Source organism: Pseudoalteromonas luteoviolacea (assembly GCF_001696455.1).
Taxonomy (GTDB): Bacteria; Pseudomonadota; Gammaproteobacteria; order Enterobacterales; family Alteromonadaceae; genus Pseudoalteromonas; species Pseudoalteromonas luteoviolacea_C.
This window is the reverse complement of the sequence record NZ_MAUJ01000002.1, coordinates 329,574-354,271: the sequence shown is the minus strand read 5'-3', so window position 1 is coordinate 354,271 and position 24,698 is coordinate 329,574. Positions and strand designations below refer to the sequence as shown.

The 24,698-nt window shown below is 41.1% G+C and carries 18 protein-coding genes; 13 read left to right on the top strand and 5 right to left on the bottom strand.

Annotated elements, in window-relative coordinates; translation table 11 throughout:
* The first annotated feature begins 98 nt into the window (after positions 1 to 98).
* Together A7985_RS10125 and A7985_RS10120 are read left to right on the top strand one after the other, a co-directional pair.
* Complete coding sequence (locus tag A7985_RS10125) at positions 99 to 2,909, top strand: tetratricopeptide repeat protein (protein WP_065790336.1); 2,811 nt, start codon at positions 99 to 101, stop codon at positions 2,907 to 2,909.
* Between the two features lie 757 nt (positions 2,910 to 3,666).
* Positions 3,667 to 4,656 carry a hypothetical protein gene (locus A7985_RS10120; protein WP_370671164.1) on the top strand — a complete coding sequence of 330 codons (990 nt, stop codon included), beginning with the start codon at positions 3,667 to 3,669 and terminating at the stop codon, positions 4,654 to 4,656.
* 49 nt (positions 4,657 to 4,705) lie between these two features.
* On the opposite strand, the gene A7985_RS10115 is transcribed toward A7985_RS10120, so the two are convergent.
* Both A7985_RS10115 and A7985_RS10110 read right to left on the bottom strand, forming a co-directional pair.
* Positions 4,706 to 6,202 (bottom strand): EAL domain-containing protein, encoded by a 1,497-nt coding sequence (locus A7985_RS10115; protein WP_081310498.1) that lies wholly within the window; start codon positions 6,200 to 6,202, stop codon positions 4,706 to 4,708.
* Positions 6,203 to 6,301: 99 nt separating this feature from the next.
* Positions 6,302 to 6,733, bottom strand: a complete 432-nt coding sequence (locus A7985_RS10110; protein WP_065790333.1) for a BLUF domain-containing protein — start codon at positions 6,731 to 6,733, stop codon at positions 6,302 to 6,304.
* A gap of 406 nt (positions 6,734 to 7,139) precedes the next feature.
* Here A7985_RS10110 and A7985_RS10105 point away from each other — a divergent pair, with 406 nt between their 5' ends.
* The 8 genes from A7985_RS10105 (at position 7,140) to A7985_RS10070 (ending at position 16,209) form a co-directional block, all read left to right on the top strand.
* Positions 7,140 to 9,389: a response regulator gene (locus A7985_RS10105; RefSeq protein ID WP_081310497.1), complete on the top strand. Its 2,250-nt coding sequence runs from the start codon at positions 7,140 to 7,142 to the stop codon at positions 9,387 to 9,389.
* Positions 9,390 to 9,532: 143 nt separating this feature from the next.
* Complete coding sequence (locus tag A7985_RS10100) at positions 9,533 to 10,045, top strand: DUF2938 domain-containing protein (RefSeq protein WP_256096710.1); 513 nt, start codon at positions 9,533 to 9,535, stop codon at positions 10,043 to 10,045.
* An 11-nt stretch (positions 10,046 to 10,056) separates the two neighbouring features.
* Positions 10,057 to 10,536 (top strand): cupin domain-containing protein, encoded by a 480-nt coding sequence (locus A7985_RS10095; protein WP_065790331.1) that lies wholly within the window; start codon positions 10,057 to 10,059, stop codon positions 10,534 to 10,536.
* Positions 10,537 to 10,628: 92 nt separating this feature from the next.
* The gene (gene ltaE, locus A7985_RS10090) at positions 10,629 to 11,645 is read left to right on the top strand and encodes a low-specificity L-threonine aldolase (RefSeq protein ID WP_065790330.1); all 1,017 of its coding nucleotides are present in this window, start codon (positions 10,629 to 10,631) and stop codon (positions 11,643 to 11,645) included.
* A gap of 348 nt (positions 11,646 to 11,993) precedes the next feature.
* On the top strand, positions 11,994 to 12,425 hold the full coding sequence (locus tag A7985_RS10085; RefSeq protein ID WP_065790329.1) for a hypothetical protein: 432 nt from the start codon (positions 11,994 to 11,996) through the stop codon (positions 12,423 to 12,425).
* 427 nt (positions 12,426 to 12,852) lie between these two features.
* Complete coding sequence (locus A7985_RS10080) at positions 12,853 to 13,443, top strand: hypothetical protein (protein WP_065790328.1); 591 nt, start codon at positions 12,853 to 12,855, stop codon at positions 13,441 to 13,443.
* 231 nt (positions 13,444 to 13,674) lie between these two features.
* On the top strand, positions 13,675 to 14,367 hold the full coding sequence (locus A7985_RS10075) for an aspartate/glutamate racemase family protein (RefSeq protein WP_065790327.1): 693 nt from the start codon (positions 13,675 to 13,677) through the stop codon (positions 14,365 to 14,367).
* A 147-nt stretch (positions 14,368 to 14,514) separates the two neighbouring features.
* Positions 14,515 to 16,209, top strand: a complete 1,695-nt coding sequence (locus A7985_RS10070) for a hemolysin D (RefSeq protein WP_065790326.1) — start codon at positions 14,515 to 14,517, stop codon at positions 16,207 to 16,209.
* Positions 16,210 to 16,263: 54 nt separating this feature from the next.
* Here A7985_RS10070 and A7985_RS10065 read toward each other — a convergent pair whose 3' ends face one another.
* Positions 16,264 to 16,455, bottom strand: a complete 192-nt coding sequence (locus tag A7985_RS10065) for a hypothetical protein (protein WP_065790325.1) — start codon at positions 16,453 to 16,455, stop codon at positions 16,264 to 16,266.
* Positions 16,456 to 16,658: 203 nt separating this feature from the next.
* On the bottom strand, positions 16,659 to 18,920 hold the full coding sequence (locus tag A7985_RS10060) for a TonB-dependent receptor (RefSeq protein WP_065790499.1): 2,262 nt from the start codon (positions 18,918 to 18,920) through the stop codon (positions 16,659 to 16,661).
* A gap of 426 nt (positions 18,921 to 19,346) precedes the next feature.
* Between A7985_RS10060 and A7985_RS10055 the strand changes: the two genes are divergently transcribed.
* The 3 genes from A7985_RS10055 (at position 19,347) to A7985_RS10045 (ending at position 23,244) form a co-directional block, all read left to right on the top strand.
* Positions 19,347 to 20,354, top strand: coding sequence for a LacI family DNA-binding transcriptional regulator (locus A7985_RS10055; RefSeq protein WP_065790324.1), 1,008 nt, complete (start codon positions 19,347 to 19,349; stop codon positions 20,352 to 20,354).
* A gap of 150 nt (positions 20,355 to 20,504) precedes the next feature.
* Positions 20,505 to 21,740: an MFS transporter gene (locus A7985_RS10050; RefSeq protein WP_065790323.1), complete on the top strand. Its 1,236-nt coding sequence runs from the start codon at positions 20,505 to 20,507 to the stop codon at positions 21,738 to 21,740.
* Positions 21,741 to 21,753: 13 nt separating this feature from the next.
* Positions 21,754 to 23,244: a trehalase family glycosidase gene (locus A7985_RS10045; protein WP_065790322.1), complete on the top strand. Its 1,491-nt coding sequence runs from the start codon at positions 21,754 to 21,756 to the stop codon at positions 23,242 to 23,244.
* Positions 23,245 to 23,348: 104 nt separating this feature from the next.
* Here A7985_RS10045 and A7985_RS10040 read toward each other — a convergent pair whose 3' ends face one another.
* On the bottom strand, positions 23,349 to 24,698 hold the full coding sequence (locus A7985_RS10040; protein ID WP_065790321.1) for a hypothetical protein: 1,350 nt from the start codon (positions 24,696 to 24,698) through the stop codon (positions 23,349 to 23,351).

Sequence of the window (24,698 nt, the reverse complement as noted above, 5' to 3'; positions counted from 1 at the left end):
CTAATGTTGAAGGTCTTGACTAGAATTTAGTGAGGTGACTTGCAAGGTTATATTATTGCTGGCAGTCTTTGTTTTTTGTGCACTTATTAGATTTTTATATGAAATTCTTCACCTTAGCTTTAGTTATTGTCCTTTTTTCAGGCTGTAAATCGCTATCTAATCATGTTGAGCCTGACTTGATGTTTGTTCAAGAAAGTGACATTTCAGGTGATGCTTTAGTTGCACAGAGCTACCTGTTGTTATCTCAAGAAGCGAATCGCCTAAACAACCATGATCAGGAATTTGCACTTTTAAACGAACTGGCCGAGCATCAATACGCGCCAGCACAACTAGCAATATCCAAAAAACTCATTTCAGGGCATGGTGCTGAATATGTAGATGGCACCGCACTGGAGTGGGCTCAAAAGGCTGTTGACAACGAGTATATCCCAGCAATTTTATATCTAGCTAAATGGTACCAACATGGCGGGGAAGGCGTTGAAGCCGACCTGATAAAAGCGATGGAGCTTTATGCAAAAGCAATTGATTTGGGAGATCCCAGTGCAGCGACCGAGCTGGGTTATATTTTTCTCAATCATTGGAGAACCGATAAAGGATATGAGACAGCACAGGCGCTACTTGCAAATGCAGCATATTACGGCGAGGCCAAAGCGTTGTGTGGCCTTGGGCGAGTCTATCAAAATGCCAGCAAGTTAAAAAATATAGTTAAAGCAGCTGAGTACTTTGAGGTCAGTTATATTAGAGGGTATAAAGCCTGTGCATTTGAATTAGGTTATTTGTATCACAAGGTGGCCATTGATTTTGAGCTGGCGCACCATTGGTATGGCAAAGCGGCTTCTGCTGGCTCTGCCGATGCGTTGAATAATCTAGGTATGATGCACAACAATGGTGAAGGAGCGGAGATAGATTTTGTAAAAGCTCAGCAATACTTCAAAAAAGCATCTGAATTTGGCAGCGCTTTGAGTTTTGGAAACCTAGGCCGTTTGTATGAGCAAGGCAAGGGCGTCAAGCAAGACATTGAACAAGCGATTAAGTACTACGAGCGAGGCGTTGAACTTGGTGATGCTCAATCGATGCATAACTTAGGCAGTATGATTAATGAAGGAAGTGGCGTCGAAAAAAACCGTCAAAGAGCGCTAGCGCTCTTTGAGCAAGCGACTTTGCGAGGTAACCGCTTTTCTGCATTCAATCTAGGGAATGCTTATCTTTATGGTGAGGGTAAAGAGCAGAGCAATGAGCGAGCGATAGAGTATTATTTAAAGTCAGCAAATCAGGGGTATGCGGCGGCTTTTTGCCAAGTGGCTGATTTGGAGTTAGCAAATGACTGGCCAAAAGCAAAGTCCTATTACTTTGAAGGCGCAAAGTTAGGTGCAGGCATATGCGCTGAAAAATTGACAAACTACATGCGTATTCGAAACGAACGAGATCTACCAATAGTGACTTTGCTCATCTCCCTTGCGAATAGGGGAATTGCGCTGGCATATCGTGAGTTGGGTATTATTTACCACTATGGCGGGTTTGGAGAGGAAGTTAATTTTTTGAAGGCCAAAGAGAATTACCTACGTGCTGGTGAATTAGGTGAGGGGATGGCATATGCCAACTTAGGCTATATCTATGAAGAAGGTAAACTCGTTGCTCAGGATCTTCAAATTGCAGCGTCTATGTATGTTAAATCCGTCGAACAGGGGTCAGCGTTAGGGCAAAATAACTTAGCCTCCTTTTACTCAAAAGGAATCGTGTTTGAACAAGATATTCCCAAGGCCATTGAACTCTATGAACTCGCAGCCAATGGCGGCAATGTGTTTGCGATGGTGAATCTCGCGGACATTTTTTGGGAGAAAAAGTCACATGCACTGTCTCAACGTGCATGTGAGCTATACAAAAAAGCCTATGCACTGAATTATGATGACGTGATAACGAAATATAGCCAGTGTTTAACTCAATTAGACCGAGACCCGCAAGCTGCTTACAGGCTGCTTGAAGGAGGGTTGCAAAAAGGGTGCGATGCATGTGTTGTCAAGCAAGCAGAAATCGTACTTGCTGGGAAACTTGACGATAAAACTGAACAAGATGCGATACAAATTTTACAACAAGCAAGCGAACAGGGTAATGCAGAAGCATCTGTTAAGCTGGCACAACTATACGAAGCTGGTGGACGAATAGAGCAAGAGTATAAAACAGCGCTATATTGGTATCATCAAGCCGTAAAAAACGGGCAAGTGGATGCACTAAATAAGGTTGCTGAGTTTCATTGGTATGGTAAAGGTACTAGTCGCGACGAACAAAGTGCAGTGCAAGCTATCTCGCAATTGGCTGAAGCGAGAAATTACAATGTGGCATCGTTTGTTGGTGAGCATTACTACTATGGGGTCAATATAGATGAGGACATTAGTAAAGCGCGGCAGTATTTTTTGCTAGCCGCAAAACAAAATGATGATATCGCGTTGAATAACCTAGGTGTCATTTATCGTGACGGATTGAGAGTAAAAGTGGATACAGCTCGTGCGCTTGATTACTTTAAACGCTCTGCTGAGTTAGGGCTTGCAGATGCAATGTATAACTTCGGAGCTTTAAACTTGCAGTTAGATCAAACTTCAATTGGTTTGGAATGGTTATTAAAAGCTGCAAATCAGAATTATTCTCAAAGTTTCCTATTACTTGGTAAATATTATGCGAGCCATAGTGCTAACAGTGCATCACAAATAGAGGCGGCAAAGTGGCTGCAATTGGCGGCCGATGTCAGGTTACCTGAAGGTATGTATCAACTTGCTATGCTGCTTAAAAAACAAAATAGTAATCAATTAACGCCAGAGGCGGCTAAATGGCTCAAAGAGGCCGCACTGAGCGGCCATGAGGCTGCAATGATGGAATTGGAAGAGAGCGCCTCCGTTTTTTCGTACGAAAATTAACCGCTTTTTTCAGTTGTTTTAAATAAAAATAATACCTGATACCAAACAAGCTTATATGTTTATGTTGTTATTTATTTTTATTTAAATAATTTTATACAATTAAAATTAGTAAGTTACCAGATTTTTTACTGTTACTAAAATACAAAAAAACGACTCATGTGCGGTGTTTTTGCTATTTATGATGGGGTCAGTGTTTACAAAAATAGAATAGTTAAGCAGGCTGTGGATTAAACTAATTTCTTAAAGCGTTTATTTTAAGAGGGTAATGTTGATTATCTTTGATCATCAAATCGTTTTTCAGAAATAAAGTATGGTGCTAGGTTAGGAGTTTACCTTTGAATCTTTTTTAACTATTTGATGTGTATTTGCTTTTGTTTTTCTAGACTTCGCTTTTTTCGTTTTTTTTCTTATGTATGCTTTTTGATTTCGTGTAAAAAAAATGAATATAAATAAACTTCCCTCGTTATTTTTATGTATGAACCTTATTAAGGATCATGTATGCTATTAATATATACATAGAATATAGTGGTTTGTACTATTGCAGAGCATTAAAAAAATCATAACACAGCTCTCATTCCAGTCAGAGCTCCAGCCTAATATGTTTTTTATTGAAGGCTATATAATGGGGCTTGGAGTCACACCTCAAACAGTTCTCCCTAGTTTATGGATAAATAGGTTGTTCGGTGAAATGTCAGCAGAGCATGACGCACAGCTTAAGTCTCTGATGGATTTCTACAATTTATGTATGGATCGCATAATGTGTAATACATTTGAATTACCTAAAAAATGTGTATTGCCATCATCAGATCTTCAAGCGGCACTTCAAGACCATATGCCATTACCAAGTTATTGCAAAGGGATGCTTGCAGCGTTAGCCTTTATTGACAGAGATGCACTGAGACAAGAACAATTACAAGAGCTCGATTGGTTGTGCCTTATTTTGAAAGGGTTCAGCAGTTATATAAATGCGCGCAATGTGTTCGGTCATGGTCCGTGTGATTTTGAAAAAGAAGCCCAAAAAGCTGAGCAAGCCTTAACAAAGAGGCTAAGTAGCACGATACATGAGATGCGGTTTTCTGATGAATGTATAGCGCAAGCACAGAACTCGGCGAACATTGAAGAGGTGAACCGCGAAGAAGTTGAATCGCACCTGCAAAGTATCCTCAATAGAGATGATGAATCTACGCTGTCATTGATAAATGATCTGATTTTAGTTATTGAACGAGAGCTAATTACAGAGCAATTCAAGGTTCAGCATATGTCTGAGTTTGACAAGTTGTATGAAACTCAGCCTTATTTAATTTTGCGTAGTCGAAAAGCACAAATACATTTCAATATGGGAGATATTGAAGCCGCGACAGATGAGTTAGAGACTCTGTTAACACTTACATTAAACGATACATATAAAAATAGATATCAACTTTATAATTGTTATATTAAACAAAAAAGTTGGTGCTCTTTAGATGAACTCTTGATGTCCAAAAGTGAGGGCAGTTTTGGGGATTTGGCGACACGCGCATTGTTGACCTTTGCAAAAGAAGGAGACACACACAGTGCACGACAGTTAAAAACAGAGTTGAAGGCCACATATCCAGCTATTGAATTGTTATTTGACCCACATAAGGGATGTGAGGAAGGCTTTTCCAAATTGTGTGCAGAATCGGTTAATGAATATATTAATCGAGGTGGAAAAAAGGCATGGTGTTCTGTTAATGGTGGTTTATTTTGGCTTAAGTCAAGTGACTGATATGGTTGCTTTCCTCGCATGTAATGACTGCGAGGAAGCAAGAGAAGGGTTAAGCTGCCTCGTTTGAAAGAAACTCATTCATTGTCAGCGGCACTGATGCGTAATAACCTTGTAAGTAAATATTCGGAAATCGTTTAACATATTCATATTGATGACGATTTTCAATGCCTTCCACGATTACTGTCTTTTTACTTGCTTTAGCTAGTTTGACTATTGCGTCTAGTTTTGGTGCTTGATCTGACTTGCTTTGAACGTCCGAAATATACGCCTTATCAATTTTAACAGAGTTGAAATATCTGCTATTTAGTATTTCGGTGTCAGACGTACTTTTCCCGAAATCATCAATAGCAAAACTAAACCCTAAGTTTGACATTTTTCTGAGTGTATTCTGAGCATTGGCACTTAAATTAAGGTCACTTCCTTCGGTTATCTCAAAAGTTATAAAAGCTGCGAGGGATGGTGTATCGCGAATGACCTTTTTCAAATAATCTAGCAATTGCTCGTTTTCAAGCATGGCAACGGAAATATTCAAGTGGATGGGTTTTAGCTTTTCCTGTGCATCTAGCTTAATTTTTAGCATTGAGTAAACCTGATTAACAACAATCCTGGTTAGCTCACTTTGCAGCTCTGGTTTATCTTGGATCATTGGCATAAACATTTTAGGTCCCACATTTTTAGTATTTCTCCACCTCACAAGTGCCTCATAACGTTTGGGTTGATCGAGGTTTGAGGTTTTAAACATAGGTTGAAATACGAGATAAAAATCATCAGGGTTAAAAGAAATACTGTTCATTAGCTTCAAAAGTACATGCTTTCGATACATTTCTGCTTGGTACAGCTTTTCATTGTGGTTAAAAGCGCCATTTTCAGACTCGAGTGCAAACTTCATTGAGAAGGTTAATCGGCGTTGCACTTTGTCGATGCCGTACAGGGATGACTGACCAGTCAAGCTCATAGAAGAAATCGCATAATCAATAGGTACTTGAGTGTTATTGACCCACACTTGTTTAGGTAACTTGTCTAAAATCTCAAGTTGTTTTGATTGTGCCTCTTGTTGGCTCGAGTCGGTATCATGCGTTACAAAAGCCATAACAAGGTATTCTGAGTCATGTAATGCCAAAGCAAACGGCTGACAAGCCTTGCTTATGTCCTTAAACAACTCCGAAAGTGAATCAATGTTCCCTTCGATTGAATCAAACACAGGTGTACGTCCTAACTTTATCAGTGAGACATGAAAGCGAGAAAATTTGCGATCTACTTTCATCAACCTCTGCATAAAAAACATGTAGTTAGGTATATCACTCTTGCCATGATAAAGGACCGACTTGCTCAGCGCATCTTTAGCTTTTTTGATTTCATTTAAGACCTTCAAATCCTTTTTACGTAATTGATTGGTCCTTATCAGTGCGATGAAGCTCATCGCTGCAACAATTATTGCGATGCTTAAATAAATATTGTTCATAAAAGAAAAATAGTTGGGAAATGTACGGATTAGATTAGAAACCACAAAAATGGACGAAATATGTGTTTTTCTCCTAAAACTCATGTTTTTCCATTACAGGCAATTACACTAGTTCAACTTTTAGTCTTGTGCTTGGAACAATAATCGCGACAGTTTCTAAGGTTTCATTAAGGAAAAGCATCGCTAGTTTCCGAAGGATTTATCGATGTGATCCTCTATTTCAAATTCGTGATTGCGAAAAGATTTTAGCAATTTATAACTTAACGGAAGTCTTCTATGTGGGCGGCTTTTCCGAACTTTTCGGTATGCTTCATTTTTATCCAAATCGATTAAACCCATCGCCCAGCGCCGAAAGTTTCTCTTTTCTATCGGGTTGCAAATCAACGCAGAAACGTCACTATGCCTGTGGTCTTTTTTTATTCGCTCGAACAAGTCGTCAACTTTTTGTTTATCTCCTTCAATAACCTGCATAAAGTGATGTCTGTCATATAGCAGCATCCCAGAAATGCCTTGTAGCTGGTTAGCTGCTGCACATTGCCTACGTAAAAGCTCTAGCTCTTCATCGCAAAGGGGCTTAGTCACAGTACTAATATAAATAAGTTCAATTAGGTCCATTTTTTAAGTTTGCTAACGCAGTTGTCAAATTATCATAGTGCGTAATTTAGGATTATGCACAGTTATGCAACGAGGTTGTTGGCGGACTAGTTTGAGTAACAAGAGGCTATGAAGCTGTCGATATAGTTAGGTGGGTGCCTTGAAATGTCCCAGCAGTCAGTGGACATACCCAATTCAAAGGGTGACAGTTTGGACGCCAGTAGATCATATTGTTAGAGACTTTCGGGCTGCGCGATACCTATATTAACTGGGATATGTTTCGATTTTACGTAAGTTAACTTGAAGGACTGAAGACCACTAATTTATTGAAGTTTCAGGTGTTCACACTTTACTTTAAAGCACCTGTCTCCTACTTTTTAGTAAGGAAAATCCAGAGGTTTGCAATGAAAAAAATAAGCAGGTGGCGATGTTAGTTCTTTCAACCCAGACAATACTTCTTATGTGTGCCGTGGGGATTGTAGCGTCAGCAACTGCCTTGACTTTTTTATGGATGGCAAACAGGGACATAAAAGCAACGGTCTTTTGGGCCGTTGGTCCATGGTTACTAGTCGCAAACTTTGGCTTGTTTGCTGCTCAAAAATCACTGCCTTATTTTTTTAAGCATATAGCGTCGAACTTCTGTGGCCAACTCTCTTTAATCATGATGCTTATTGGTCTTTATTATGCCGTAGAGCGGCGACCTCCGTGGCGAGTATTGGCTGGTTATTTGACCGCCTTTCTCATACTGCTGTCTTTATTTACTTATTGGCACGACTCCTATACTTATCGACTGAAGCTTGCTGTATCAATGATCTTTATTACTTCAGCTTGGATTGTGGCTATTTTGGTCGAGCATCGCAGAAACCGGTTTGAGGTTTCTGGTGCTTTAGTCGTATTGGGACTTGGTTGCCTAAATACGGCAGGTATTTTCAGAGTAAGTGCGCCGATTAGTCAAAACGCTTCAAGTATTCTTGATGATACCAGTATTTATATCCAACTGTTCTTTATAACTATTATGGTTGCTCAACTCATTTTTAATTTTGGCTTTGCAATTATGGTGGGGGAGCTACACAACTTCGCGAATAAACAATCTAGGCAGGCATTACTTAATTCAAACTATGAACTCGGGCTTGCCAAGAAAAAAGCGGAGGAGGCTTCGCGGCATAAGTCCGAGTTTTTAGCGAATATGAGCCACGAAATAAGAACGCCAATGAATGGTGTCATAGGCATGCTTGATCTCGTTGAAAAAGAGGGCCTCACGGAAGTTCAGCTAAATTACGTCTTAACCGCTAAGTCCAGTGCAGATGCGTTAATGGTCGTGATAAATGATATTTTAGACTTCTCAAAAATAGAAGCTGGTCGGTTGGAAATCGATAAAGTTGAATTTGATGTTGTCGAGCAAGGTGCCGCTTTGATAAAGACGCATGCCCATGCAGCTCATGATAAGGGCCTTGAACTTTTATTGGAAACACATTTAGTCGATAACCGCATGGTTATTGGTGACCCTATTAGGTTTAAGCAAATACTAGGCAACCTTGTCGGAAACGCACTCAAATTTACACAAGAAGGAGAGGTGGTCGTTACCCTTGAAACAGTATTAGAAGGAGATAAAGTAAGGCTTTTAGGCGTAGTTAGAGATACTGGAATAGGTATCGAAGATGATAAACAAACCAAGCTTTTTGACTCGTTCTCTCAGGTTGACGCTACAACAACACGACGTTTTGGTGGCACTGGGCTTGGTCTTGCTATTGTTAAAACATTGTCGATCTTAATGGGGGGGAAAGTGACGCTAAAAAGTAGTTTAGGGAAAGGAAGTACATTTAGCTTTGACATTTTGCTCTGTAAAGCGGTTAAAGAGTCACCACAAAAAAGACCTGTATTTGGATGTGTGTTAATTGTTGAAAGCCATGAAGCGTCAGCGAATGCGCTTAAAGCGTTACTCGAATGTTATTCGGCTCAGGTAGATGTAAAAAGTACATTTAGAAGCGCACAAACCCATTTGTTTGAAAACGATATAGATTTGATTATTGTCAGTCGGAAAGTTGGTGGGAGAAAAACAGACAGCTGGTTTAAAAAGTGGGAATTACAACCGACGACCAAGGCCATTATGTTGACGATGCTCAGTGATAAAGACAATAGTGAGTATTTCAAAAAATTAGGATATTCAAGCAAATATACTAAACCCTTTACTCAGCAAGATATTGAGAAATATATTGAAAGTCGGCAAAGAAAACTCCCAAGCGGCGAACATGATAACCCAATAAATGAGCACAGATTTGCTGGGCAACGGGTGCTTCTGGTAGAAGATAATCCAGTTAATCAGTTAGTGGCTAAAAAAATGTTGGACTCTCTGGGACTCAAACCAGAGCTTGCCAGCAACGGGAAAGAAGCAATTAAAGTATTGGTAGAGCAAAGCGCAGAGAATAGCTTCGCGCTGGTACTCATGGATTGTCAAATGCCTGAGATGGATGGGTTTGAAGCGACTAAGCGGATCCGAAAGGGAGTCGGGGGAGACGTTTATTTGGGTATTCCTATTTTGGCACTAACCGCGAATGCAATGAAAGGGGACAAAGAAGCTTGCTTGGAAGCCGGAATGGATGACTACATAACCAAACCAATTCAATTAGAGAGTTTAATTACTGCACTTTCAAAGTATTTGTCTTTTGCACAAGTGTAATACTACGATAGTCGCCTGCCTTTTTAATCAAAAAAGAGACGTTGTTTTTATAAAAGAAAATGCTTGACCTCAAGTCGACTTTAAGTGGCATAGTCAATATAGCCATCTAGAAGTTTATTCAATAAATCTTGAAGGAAAGCTCTATGCTCTTTAGTTCTCATTTTAATTTTTTTATGTCTTATGCGGTCGCAATCGGCATTGGCGCAACCCTGTTTATGGATCTTTATAGCTATACCTTAAAGCGGGTGTTTCAGGTTCACTCTTTAGACTATGCATTGGTCGGGAGGTGGGTATTGTATTTAGACCGTCAATTGAGGCATGACAACATTGTACAATCCCCAAGAATGCGACACGAAACCACTGTTGGCTGGGTGTGCCACTATATAATTGGTGTGGTATTTAGCGCCATATTTCTATTTTGGGGTCAACTTATGGGGGGCAGTGCAGAAGGTTTTGCAACCAGTGTCATGTTTGGCCTTATAACTGTGGCTTTTCCCTTTTTTATAATGCAACCGAGCTTTGGTTTTGGCATTGCAGCTTCTAAGACTCCATCACCTTATGTTGCGCGTCTTAAAAGTGTAACCGCGCATATCATGTTTGGTATAGGGATATATTTATCAATTTTGATATTAACGAGCCTTGGTTTTGAAATTTAAAGGAGAGAATAATGAATGCTAAATCAATAAAAGTAGACTTGCCGACTGATACACAATACATCCTTTCAGCTGGCAATTTGTATCGAATCATCGCTTCGGGGGCTCAAACCAATAGTCGATTCTCATTAATTTTCTCTATTTTAAAGCCTGGTCAAGGCGGACCGATCCATACTCATTCAAATGAGCAAGAGTCCTTTTATATAACCAAGGGGAGTCTTACTTTTTATGACGGTCAAAAGGAGGTTTTGGCACCAGAAGGGTCCTTTGTATTTTGTCCAGAAGGTGCTTCTAGAGGTTTTCGCAATAACACGGATAACGATGTGGAAATGTTAATCTTGTACACTCCATCAGGCATTGAAAACATGATAAAAATGGACGGCACACCGATAAATTCACTTAAGCGCTTTAAGCATGAGCGTACCGAGCAACTAGCGTGTCCGGTGCTTAACGAACAATTCGGCATTGAAGAGATTAAGCCTCCTTTGCTTTAGTACCACACCACCCTTGGTCGTTTTCTTAGGGTGTTTAATTTCGTTTGGTTTGGCCATATTATGAAGTTCTCTAAGAAACTTAAGGAAGTTTTATGATCGACTTACGCTCTGATACGGTTACACAGCCTTGCAAAAATATGCGTAGATTAATGAGTAATGCAATGGTAGGCGACGATGTTTATGGAGATGACCCTACCGTGAATGAATTAGAACATTATAGTGCAACGATACATGGGTTTGATGCAGCACTTTTCGTCACTTCTGGAACTCAGGCGAATCTACTTGCGATTATGGCTCACTGTGAAAGGGGAGACGAATATATTTGTGGGCAGAGCGCGCACAATTATCGATATGAAGCGGGTGGAGCTGCTGTGCTGGGCTCTGTGCAACCTCAACCGATCGACAATGAAATGGATGGTCGTATTTGCTTAGAGAAAGCTCGGGCAGCGATTAAACCCAATGACTGTCACTTTGCAAAAACTAAAATGCTTAGTTTGGAGAATACGATTGGGGGAAAGGTGCTTGAGCTAAGTTACTTGGAGTCAGCTCGTGCTTTTACTAAAAAGTATGGACTTAAGCTTCATTTAGATGGTGCAAGAGTCTATAACGCCAAAGTTGCTTTGGGTGTGGAAATAAAAGAAATAAGCAAACATTTCGACTCAATGACTGTGTGCTTATCCAAAGGTCTAGGCGCTCCTGTTGGGTCTTTACTGTTAGGTGACGAGGAATTAATCGCCAAAGCGCGAAGGATCAGAAAAATGCTAGGCGGTGGTATGAGGCAAGCGGGTATTTTAGCTGCAGCTGGATTGTATGCACTGAAGAATAATGTTGAACGTTTAGCTGAAGACCATGCTAATGCACAATACTTAGCACAAAGAGTGAACGAATTACCGGGGTTTGATAGTAGTGCTTACCAAGTACAAACCAATTTAGTTTTTCTTGATGTAAGTGAAGACATTAATATAAATGATTTTGCTCAAGCGATGTTTAAGCAAGGTATTAACATCACACCTGGTTATCAGGGAATGCGGTTAGTGACCCATTCAGGGGTTTGCCGCAGTGACATTGATATGTTCATCGACAAGGCAAAAGACTATTTTAAAAGCTAATACATGGTGTTAATGCAACTGCCACTGTGTCTTAAATGTACGCAGTGGCAGGGTGTTTAACCCTATTAAACTGGTTTTAATACCGATAGTCTTTGCTGGAATTTTTTCATATTTACGCGTACGCGATGTGTCACAGCTAAAGAAAGATAAGTCGTATGTATTATGTCTCTATCATATTTATTTAGTGGTCATTTTAATCGACTTTTGAAGTCTCTGACTGGTCATTTTTGTCACTTTATTAACGTAAATAAACTTTAATTTTACATTCTTGTGAGAGTTATCTAATATGGGTACTGCCTCGCGACATCGTGTCCGAGGTAAAGAATATGAATTAAAAGGAAATTAGTGATGAGAATTTTAAAAACGTCGGTTCTATTTGCCGCTCTTACTCTTACCTCAGCGGCTCAAGCTGCAGCACTCGGTGTTAGTATTACCGAGCAACCTAGACCGGGTGTGCCTCAAGCACGTTGGACGACCGTTAAAGTTGACGACGTATATTCGCAAAATCAAAACGCCAAGTTTAATTACAGTGTGTCTAACTACTCAGTTAATTTGAAGTGGACAACAAACACCGGTGCAACAGGTGGGTGTAATATTTACTACGATGTAAATAAAGACAACTCCACTAATTTCAATGATCAAGTTGCTAAACGTCGTTATGATACAACGAAAGCCATTTTGACTAGTTTAAAGCAAGGTGATGAGCTATTCATACAATCTGCATTTGGTCGTGATGGTGACCCATGTGAGGTTACACTAAAACATAGTATCGGTTTATAACTTACCGTTTGGCGCACTATAGTGCGCCTTGTTTCATCGTGCTTTCAGTCAAAGGCTGGAGTATGTTTTACTCCATATCATAGTTTTGTGTTGTTATTAGCTCAGCAGTTATTAAAGTTCCGAATGAATATTTGTATCGGTCATTAACCATGTGCATTTGCTTTTATTAGCTATGTACTACAAGAGTAAATTTTTATACTGCTGCACTTTAGATTGTCTTTTATCTATCTGAATTTTATCGATATATTTTTAATCGCACAGAACCTTTCTATGTCTACATTTTCATTTCTATGTAAAAGAAAGTAAATGACTTGTCCGAGTTTTAAATAATTTTGGCCAAAATTTGATGTTAGAGTTAATGCTTTATTACGGACTCAACGATGCGAAAAGATTAAGATTTTCTCCATAAATTATGTGGAGATAAATTATGAAGAAAAGATGGTTACTCGCACTATGTGCAACGTTGGGTTTTAATGTTCAAGCGGCAAATTTGAATAAAACCTATTTAGAGATTGGGTACTCTCAAACAGATTTAGATGACGCGGACTACGATGCTAATGGTTATAAAGCTGGTGCTGGTTACGAGTTTGAGAATGGTATTTTTGTTGGTTTTAACTATAAAAGGCAAAAAGATACATTAAGCATTTTTCTAACAGAGACGGATGTTGAATTTGATGAGAATATATTTGAAGTTGGTTACCTTGTGCATGAAACTCAAAATGGTCGATTCGCCATTGGAGCGAATTTAGGCAAGATGGATATCAAGATAGATAACCGCACAACTGAGTTTGATCTGGCAAGGTTTTATACCGAATACGAGCATAGTTTTAGCAAGTACATTTCTGCTTTTGCGCAACTTGGTTATGAGAATTACGATGCGACGGACGTGTCAAAACGCAGTGGCGCTCGAGTTGGTGGCGGACTCAAAGCCCATTTTGGTGCTTCAAGTGTCAGCTTGGAATATTTTAAAGGAAAGGATTTTGATCAATCTGCACTAATGTATAGATATTCTTTCTAACACTTTGTCAGTGTGCCTATTCAAATTGTCATTTAGTACCTTCTGGACTTTTTGGGTTATTACAAAATAACCCAAAAAGTTAGTCTGCCCCTCTTCCTTATCGCCAAAACGAATACTTTTACAATTTTTGGCTATTCCATTTTAATTGAGTTTTTCATAATGTCTTTATAGCTGTAATTGGGCAGTGCGCTGAACTAGTTAAGACAAGAATGAACTAGAAAGGAGAAATATATGAAAACAATTGGTCTGATAGGTGGAATGAGCTGGGAGTCAACGGCAAATTACTATCGTTATATAAATGAGGGAGTGAAGAAGCGATTAGGAGGCCTTCATTCAGCTAAAGTTGCAATAAAGAGTGTCGATTTTGCACCCATAGCAGAGCTACAAGCGCTTGGCGATTGGCAAAAAATGGCATGTATGCTGGGAGAGGAAGCGCAGGATTTAGAGCGCGCAGGCGCTGATTTTATTCTCATTGGCACCAATACGATGCACTTGGTATTTGACGAAGTTGCTGCTCATGTCAAAGTACCCCTTGTACATATTGCCGATGCAGTTGCACAGCAGTTGCAACGAGATGGCATCACTAAAGTGGGGTTACTCGGCACTAAGTTCACTATGCAAAAACCTTTCTATAAAAAAAGACTTAAAGATTTATTTGATATAGATGTGTTAGTGCCAGCACCTTCAGATCAAGACACTGTTCACGACGTTATTTACAATGAGTTATGTGTTGGTGAAACACTTCCAAAGTCAAAACAAGCCTACATAGACATTATTACCCGACTTAAAGTACAAGGTGCCCAAGCTGTGATTTTGGGATGCACTGAAATTGCCTTACTTGTTAATAACGGTGATACAACTCTGCCGCTTTATGATACTACTGAGGTCCATGCCGAAAAAGCTGTTGAACTGTCTTTAGCGTAAATAGTTTCAGTGTCTTAGTATTTTTAATTTTGGGTGTTTTGTGGTTTATAAATGTGATTAAGTAACATTGGTGCAATAAATAATTCATTAAAATGTGATCTTTATTAATTTTTATGTAAGAATTGCTCCGTTTTAAAAGGAGTAATTATGAAAATCAAATATCTATGCAGCATTTTAGCGACAATGACTATCAGCTCTTCGGCTACCGCATTTACACAACTGGGTGGCGCAGGAATTATGCCAATAGGTCATGAGTGGTTAACGCGTACCTCTGCTCTTGAAGTCATGGGACAAGATACCAAAGTATCAGATAGCAGCGATCCTAGACTGGGTTGGAGTAGTGGCCTTGCTAAAGCTATCGAATTAAACGTAGCGCAGGCAGAAGTGAGCAAAATCCTATCTAACAAAAATGAAGATGGGACATATTGGTCTGAGTACGACGCGATTTTTGCTGCAATAGTTGGCGAAAGGTGGGTCGATATCGCAGGGTTTAACGTCACCAATGCGAGTACAGATCCTACAGGCCCAAATTGTTTTAATGCCGTGGCGCAAGAACCAGCCGATCTTCAGCAAGATCACTTTATGCGTCGATATGACGACATCGGTGGTATAGGTGGTGTTAACGCAGCAAAAAGAGCGCAAGCTCGATTTATTAATCATTTCATAAACGCTGCGACAGCCGAATCCAAAAAAATCAAAGTTTGGGATGGGGGCGGTTACGCACAAGCGGTAGAAGTTGATCACAACTATTTTCTATTTGGACGTGCAGTCCACTTATTCCAAGACTCTTTCAGCCCAGAGCATACAGTAAGGTTACCTGCCGACAACTATGAAAAGATTTGGCAAGTTAAAGCGTACCTTTGCTCGGAAGGTGCTGAACAACATACTCATGACACTAAAGAAGCACTGAATTATCAAAGTGGCGATGTTATCTGGAAGCCAGAGTCTCGCGGAGAAACTGGGTGGCAAGCCTACAAACCGAGCAACATTAAGCCGGTTGCGCTTGTTTCATTAGAGGCGAGTAAGGACCTTTGGGCTGCATTTATTCGTACCATGGCACTTCCTAAAGAAGAGCGTCGCGAAAAGGCGCAAGTTGAAGCGCAGCAATTAGTGAATAACTGGTTATCTTTTGACGAACAAGCCATGCTAGCTTGGTATGCAGATGAATCCAAGCGAGATCATACTTATGTACTTGCATCTGGTGAGTCTGGAAAGGGTAAAACGCTCATTCAATGCATGGAGGAGTTGAATGTTGGTACGACAGATCAGTTAGCCAGAGTCGCGCAATTAGAAGAAGAGCGCAGACACTGTTTATACAATATTGAAGCTGAGGAAGGGTATTCAGACGTCAACGATCCTCTGATCAATATGCCTTACAATTGGAAGTGGCGTTCTTTAACATGGAAAACGCCCCCAGCAGATTGGCAGCCAGAGCAAGTTAAAGCAGATACAGGCGAAGTAGTGCACGTGACCAGTATGCTAAATGGACATGCAATTAGCGATAATGGTCACACTGTTAAAAACCAGGAGCTCTTTATTAGTGACCGATCACCGCTTGCTTTTATCAAAGTCGAGACTAGCCCAAACACGGTATATTTCCGTACGAGAGACAATGCCGAGTTATTCTTGAGTTATAAAAGTACTTCAAGCGGCGATGCAAAGCTGTGGACGTCACCAAATCAAGCTGCTTTTTATTTACAAGAGCAAGGTCATGCAGTTAACTTGAAAAATACGTACTGGGAACAATATGTTTGGGCGGACCCTTCGTCGGGTCAAGTGCACCTGACTCGTGCAGGAAAAGCACACAACACCAATGCGCAATGGCAATTGAAGTCATTCTAAAATAGGGTAACCCAGAGTGCTGCTGGCACTTTGGGTTTTCTTTTCAATTTCAGATTAATAGTACAAATACGAGTCACAGTGACATTGTGGGTCAGCGGTTAATTCATCAACATGTAAATCAACTTTACTTTGGTTTTTCTCATCCCAAACAGTGACCATGCTGTGTTGCTTGTCGACTGATAAGACTTCAACAGGATGCTCGTGATACTCAAGCCATTCGCCTTTGCGGATCTCTTCAATATTCATAGTGAAACTCCCAAATTTTCGACATATTTTGAGCATATTATGTGTTATGAGCAAGATGCCGAGATACGTTAATTTCGTGCAGAGGTATTAAAACTAAAGTGTAGAAGTCAGAAAGAAAAAAGCCCAGTAATAAGGTGATCCTGCTGGGCTTTGGTGTTAGTTATCTGGTATTACGAAGCATACTTCGTGAAATATTGGGTCGTTTAGAAGCTATAAGCGACACTAAATTTAATACTGCGAGGTAAGATATATCGTCCATTAGCAGCGGCAGGGTTACGAGGATCGCCCTCTGTAAGGCCTTGCTCATCGGTCAAATTGTCAATCGCTAACTGTAGCTGAACCTGTTCCATAGGCTCAAGAGTTAGGCCAATATCGATTTTTTCATAGCCATCCAGTACAGCACTTGGTGTATTTTGGATATCGCTATAACGAGAGTCTACTGCTGAAATTGTGCCGTAAACGGTTGCGAACATATCACCTAATTCAAACTCATAGCTTGGCGTGATACGTAACTGCCAATCCGGAATACGCTGAGACTTATTACCTGTCAGTGTACTATCTGGGCTTTCTGCAATTTCACTATTTTGTAGCGTACCGTTTAGATTGACGCTGAAACCTGAGTCATGGTTGTAGTTAAAGTCTAACTCTATTCCGTGAGCTTCTGTCGTGAAGCGTTGTGCAGGCAGATCTGGACGTGTAGAGAATGATTCTCCTTTGACTTCATTTGCAAAGAAAGTGGCAAAGAAGTCCATGTTTTCACCCATGTACTTGTAGCCAATCTCACTTTGAGATACTTCTTTAATTAATTGGTCACCACTGGTGTAGGTGTCAAAGTTATCTCTGAAGTCATCAAAGTAAGGCATCTTGAAGCCTTTATTAAAGCGAACAAAGACACCACTGATGTCGTTGAGTTTATAATCTGCACCGACTGTCCAAGATGTTTTCCTCGCACTGTAATCGACTGACTTCGTGATTTTTCCGTCTAAGCCTTCGTCGACAGAGTAGTCGACTTCATGGCGTTCGCTACGCAGTCCGAGATCTAATGTGAGTGCATCTGTCGCTTTGTAACTTTGTGTTGTATAAAAAGCCACTGTTGTCGCATCACCAGTACTATTTATATCGTAATTAAAACCACACCCTTCGGTTGAGTCATTGCATGCAATACCAGTGAGCATTTCGCCACCTTGCGCAAGCACGTGGTAAGCAGAGTTACCTAAACTCCACCAGTCTTTTGCTGAGGTTGTCGCTGTATACATACCGTAAGCACTGCTGATTTTTCCAAAGTCTTTACTAAAGGCAAGATCATTGGTAAATGCCTCAATATCCTTAAGTACAACCCAACGGCCGTAATCTTGCACACGCGTGTTTGCGTCGTATACCGTGCCAGTAACAGCGCCAGTTGCAGTTTCGCCGTTGTCCGCTACATCAGATAGGTTAACGACATTTCCACCTGGTACTAAACCATATGTATTTGCATCGCCTTGAGTTAGACTGAATCTATCAATAAAGTGCCAGTCGTTGCCCAATTCAAACGAGATACTCCCGCCAGACACATGACCTTTCCAACCACGGCCTTCACCTAAATCGATGTCAGCTTTGCCATTGCCAGCGTAAATTGTCGCTTGTCGATTGAGTGACCCCAGTTGTGTGAATTCGGCGTCAACACCTTGCTCGTTCAAAGGGGTTGGTAAGTACCAAGCACCGGTGTCGTCAGTTTGACGGGTGTAAACGTTAATTTCACCGTTTTCTAACTCTTTTGTAAGCTTGATTGTAAATTGATGGCCTCTTTCAGAGGTAAAGCCGGCATCGCGGATCCCAGAAGAGCGTTTAATGTAGCCACCGACCATATAATATAGGTCGTCGCTTAGCTCGCCACTGAGCACACCGTCTACACGTTGTAAGCCATAATCTGAAGTGGTGTATTTAAAAGTCCCTTCGGTATCTTCTTGGCCACGCTTTAGGCGAAAGTTTGTTGTTAAACCCGGTTGGCCATTGGATAAAACTGGGTTAGGGCCGCCACGTAAGCCTTCCATCATTGAGATGGTTTCATCAATACGGAAAATGGATGAATTTTCTAAAAATGAAAGTGTAGGGGCAGGGTATACAGGTGAACCATCTAGGCTAACAGTCAAAAAAGGAGCATCGCCGCTAGAGGTAAACCCTCGTACATTGATGTTCGCGCCAGATTCACCACCCGAACTTTCGACCCAAACACCTGGGATAGCTTTGAATAAGTCAGCTGTACTTTTAGGCGCAAGGCGCTCTATGAGCGACTCATCCACATTGGTAACAGCGTAAGCTGCATCAACTTTACGGATCCCCATACCGCCTGGCGTACCAGAGATGATGATCGTTTCTACTTTTTCGTCAGTTTTTTTATTTTGTTCAGCGCTTACCGCATTTGAAAATGCGAGGGCGGATAAAACCGCTGCTGTCAGTGCTGAATACTTCTTGCCTAAGTTCACAGGAGCTGCTCCCTTGGTTGTTTCATTTGTTGTCATAATGGCTGACTATACGTCAACATTGCTTTCCGCCACGCTACAAAGGGGCTAATAATGCGCGCTCTTTGTAAAATTTTGTTTGGTTTGCACTGGGCGTTATTCTAAAATAGAACTTAATGCAAACGTTTGCAATAGTGCGGGGTGATATTTTTTTACCTAGCATTTACCTTATTTAGTTAGGGCCTCTAGGTTTTTTACCTATGATTAAGAACTTTGGTATATTAAAAACAAAGAGTTAAGAAACTGATAGACGAGGCCGAATTATAATAAGAAAATAACTCGCGCTAAATGAACTGTTAGAAGTGCAGTTATCCGGACTAGTAAACCGTTAGGCTCAAAAAACAGTCGTTTATTTTCAAGCCAATTTTTTCAAGATGTAATGGATGTGTCATGCCGCAAAAGAAATTAAAGTTAGCCGATTTAGCAAAGTTAGCAGGGGTGTCTACTTCTACTGCATCTCGGGCGCTTAATGATAACCCGATTATCAAGCTGGAAACGCGAGAACGCATTCAGCAGTTGGCTAAAACCCATAACTTTAGCTTGAATGCCGCTGCAAGCCGATTGAGATTACAAAAGACTAAGGTAATAGCGGTCTTAATTAATCTTGATGCTGAAACAGAGCAATCAATTGATGACCCATTTTTGCTAAAAGTGGTGAGTGATATAAACCTTGCGGTTAATCGTCAAGGTTACGAACTATTGTTATCAAACTCATTTATGGCCGGAGAAGATTGGCACGGATACTTTATAGACGGGCGAAGAGCCGATGGTGTGATAGTGGTCGGTCAGGGCAAACAGCAAGCGCTCATAGAAAGAGCTTCTGAAGCGGGTATGCCTTTGGTCGTTTGGGGCGATCCAAAGACAGAGGCTGACTATGTTATTGTCGGAAGTGACAATTTTTTGGGTGGTAAAGTGGCAACTCAGCATCTTCTCGATAAAGGGTGCAAAAAGCCCTTATTTTTAGGCGAGCCTGAGCATGCTGAGCTAGGTGAACGCTACAAAGGTTTTAGGAATGCCATAGAGCTCGCGGGTTTAGCGGATCAAGCTCAGCTCTTAAAAATAGATATAACAAGTCAAGCTGCTTACGACAGCATCAATAGAAAGCTGCGTAGCGATGGACTTGACTTTGATGGTATTTTTGCATGTAGTGATATGGTCGCGCTTGGTGCCTTGAAAGCCCTTAAAGAGCGTTATGTTAGTATTCCGAATGACGTGCTGATTGTCGGATTTGATGACATCGCCATGGCAGATGTGAGTTCTCCATCTTTGACAACCGTTAAGCAGGACACGAAAAAAGCAGGAGAATTACTGGTTGAAAAGCTGCTGGCACAACTGGCTGGAGAGGCGGTGACTTCGAGTCAGTTGGCTATTTCATTGGTTGAGCGTCAATCAAGCTAATCGATTACAGCGAGTCTACGCTTAACGAACAATCACGTTCTACAACGTATTTTAAAACGTACCTAACATAAAATTAAAATTGCAAACGTTTGCATTGTGCTTTTATGAGCGCTAGACTGAGATAATCTTAGCGTATTTATGAGTCATGTAATGCAGAACATGCGAATCATTATGGCCATGGCGGTCAGTTACTTCTTATTTGCAATATTGCTTAATAGTGTTGGCACTGTAATCTTGCAAGCTATTAACACGTTTGGTGTAACCAAAGCGCAAGCGGCAAGCTTAGAGGGATTTAAGGATATCCCTATTGCTATTGTGTCTTTTCTTGTCGCGTCGTTTATTCCTCGGATAGGCTACAAGGTCGCACTACTGGCCGCGCTTTCATTGGTTATCGTGATGTGTTTAGTCACACCTATCGCAGGTAGTTTTTGGGCACTGAAAGCGCTGTTTGCAGCTGTTGGGTGTGCATTCGCGATTGTAAAAGTTTCTGTTTATGCGTTAATTGGTCAAGTAACTGACTCTGCAAAGTCGCATTCCAGTTTATTAAACACCATCGAAGGTGTTTTCATGGTTGGGGTACTCAGTGGCTACTGGGTGTTCGCTGCATTTTTAAGTGATGATGTAGCCTCTAACAATTGGTTGAATGTATACTACCTGTTAGCAGGCCTGTCATTGCTCACATTCTTACTGGTTTTCAGCGCTCAGATTGAAAAGCCAAAACTCAATGCTGAACACAGTCCAAAAAATGACTTTATCGATATGTTGCGCTTGACGTATCAACCGCTTGTTTTGGTTTTCGTTATTAGTGCGTTTTTATATGTGTTGATAGAGCAGGGAGTAGGGACATGGTTACCCACGTTTAACAATCAAGTACTTAATTTACCTGTCGATGTAAGTGTACAGCTCAGTAGTATCTTTGCCGCAAGTCTCGCTTTAGGGCGACTGCTGGCTGGGCAGATCCTTAAAAAGGTTGATTGGTATATTTTTCTCAATATATGTATTGCGGGTATGGCGACGCTGGTGCTACTGACTCTGCCAATGACTAAAAACTTACCGACAGTACCTGTTACTAGCGTATTTGATGCGCCACTTGCCGCATACCTCATGCCTTTAATTGGGTTGCTGATGGCACCGATTTATCCGGTTATTAATTCAATTATGTTAAGTAGCTTAGAAAAACATAGACACGCAGCGATGACAGGCTTGATTGTGGTTTTTTCAGCGCTTGGCGGGACAACGGGATCGCTTATTACGGGTTTCGTGTTTGAATATATGAGCGGTCAACATGCATTTTATATGTCCTTAATTCCTATGGGTATCATTACCCTAACCCTATTTTTATTTAAAAAGCGTGCTCAACAAGTAGCGTGCTCGTCAGCAGTATAGTCGAGGAAACATCATGAAGTTTGAGCACAGCCGACTTTTCAAAGAGGTGCAATTAAGCGGTATCTTTGCCGATAGTAAGACATTTGCGGATGCCATACCTCTGCATAGTTGGCAAGAAGTGTGTGAGCTGTACGACCTTGAACAGCCACAAGATCTGGAAGCTTTTGTTCAATCGCATTTCAAGTTTAGGCCTCAACCTGAACTTGAAGCTTTACCAGATTTAAACAGTGTCCCAGAGTATATAAATCTTTTATGGCATCGCTTACTAAGAGAACCAGAACAACAAGACTCGAGCTCTTTGCTTGCCTTACCTGAGCGGTATATTGTACCCGGAGGACGTTTTAACGAAATATACTATTGGGATAGCTATTTTACTGCATTAGGGTTGATGGATTGTGGTCGCGACGATCTCGTCCAGAATATGTTGACTAATTTCTGCTTTCTCATAAATGAGTTAGGGCATGTACCTAATGGTAACAGGAGCTACTACGGGACTCGGTCTCAGCCTCCAGTAACCGCTTTGATGATTGACTTGTTATGGGAGTCAAATAAGTCGGATCACGAATGGCTAAACACTGTGACCAAAGCGCTTGTGAGCGAATACGAATTTTGGATGTCAGATAAGGATTCACTTTCGCGTGAGTTAGAATCGCATCGTCGAGTTGTTAGAATGCCGTGTGGCGGCGTACTTAATCGTTACTGGGATGATGAGGCTGTTGCAAGGCCCGAATCTTACAAAGAGGATACCTCGGATGCGGCAGAGCTAGCTGATGAAGAGCAAAAGTTTAGTTTTTATCGACATATCCGGGCTGCTTGCGAGTCGGGGTGGGATTTCAGTAGCCGCTGGCTTGAAAATGCTGATGATTTAAATTCAATCATGACGACTGCGATTGTGCCTGTAGATCTCAACTGTTTAATGTACTTTATGGAGTGTCAGTTATCCCATTGCTACGACGCGCTTGGCGTCACTACATTAAGAGATTCTTTCCAAAACAAAGCGAAGCGTAGGGCCAAATTAATTGAACAATATATGTGGCAGCCTAATTCTAGTTGGTACTTCGATTACAATTTTGAAAAGCAACGCCAGACAACCGTTGAATCAATGGCAGGGTTTACCCCAATGTTTTTTGAACTGGCTGACATCAGTAACGCGAAAGACATGACCGCACGCCTAATGTCGGAGTTTTTGAAGTCGGGTGGGTTGGTGACAACGTTATGCAGTACTGCACAACAGTGGGATAGTCCAAATGGCTGGGCGCCTCTGCAATGGTTTGGCGTAAAAGGACTGCTGAATTATGGCTATCACGATGAAGCGAATAAAGTGGCGCAAAAGTGGGTAAATACGGTAGAGAATACGTTTTCGCATACCGGGTGTTTGCTCGAAAAGTACAATGTTGTTGACCCAAGCAAAATAGCGAAAGGCGGCGAGTACTTGGTACAGCAAGGGTTTGGGTGGACAAATGGTGTCGTTAGTCGCTTTTATAAACTGTTGCAACTCGCTTAATCTTAGTTTTTAAAAATAAACACCGGTTCTATAAACGAAAAAAGTGCCTTAAAAAAGGCACTTTGGCTCACAATCAAGAGACATACACGTGATACTCGGGAGTATTAGTGCGCGTGCTCGCCTCCTTTTTCAATACCTAACCAAACAGCTCTGTCTGGTGTGAAATCTAGTTCAATTTCTACTTTTAATTCTGCGCTTTCAAGGTCATAACCTAAAACATGTTTTGCTGCTGAATCGATGACAAATACCATATTTTCAGCCTGCGAGAACGTCATTCTGAAAGCCGCGCCTTCAGGTAAAGCGTCTAATTCATGCTCATGTACTTTTACCGTATGAGAAACTTCCCAATGGTGCTCGTCATTTTCTGTGTGTTGTTCAAAAATGCTAAGCACGCCAGCGGTATCTAAAACGGCAGCATGGGAGCCATCGAAGTTGAAATCACCACCAGCAATGCTGTGTCCTTCAGTGATTGTCCATTCTACTTTTTCAATTTCGTTATGTTCAGGATCGATGACGACTAAGTCTGTGCCTGCAATACCAATAAACTGGTGGCTATCTTCATGGCCTCTTAATGTGCCAATACGTTGACCTTCAGCAAAGCTTTCAGGGTTTGCAATTTTAGATGCAGTGAATTCACCGTTTTCTTCAGTAATAACAACAACACCGTCTCCACACGCAAAGCTCACGTGCTCGTGGTTTTGCGCACTACCGTGCAAAACAGGGCATTCTGCTTCGAATACTTTTTCTTGCTCGAAATGATCATCGTGTTTGTGGAACAGTGCAATTTTGTTTGGCAATACAGGGTGAGTATCTGCTTCACGAATTGTGCTCAGAGTATAATCACCTCGTGCTTGAGCAGCACCGTGCATATTTGTGTCGTATTCGATTTCTGCTAATGCTGATGCGTCACCTGCAAGGTAAGCTTCTGAGAAAACTGCAACTTGTGCGTTGGTTTGACCCGCCTCACCATCAAAGAATATGGCTGTATTGCTTTCTCCGCTTGTTACATGCGCAGGCTTTACATTATCAAATGACACGCTGCTCAGTTTTGGTGTTTCCTCATATGGGTGCATATGATCGCCATGGTCTTCTTCCCAGATCCCACCATCCACAAACTCAACGCGGCTATTGTCATATTGAACAAGCACAGCATAGCGACTGCTTGCTGTTGTATAAACATATTTAGGATAGTGTGATGATGTTAGCTCTTCGGCGACTTCCTTATGCTCGATATCTAGGATATGAATCGAATTTGAATCTGGAGAAGTTACTAAAAGACGGCCAGCGGCATTTTCTGAGCCATGATCGTGATCATGATTATGGTCTTTACCTTCATCTTTCTTAACTTCTTCAACGACTGGTTCATGTTCAATAATCGTTGTTTTAGTGTCACCACAAGCTGTAAGTAGAGCCGTTGCTACTGCAACAGAGAGTAATTTATATGTGTGTTTCAT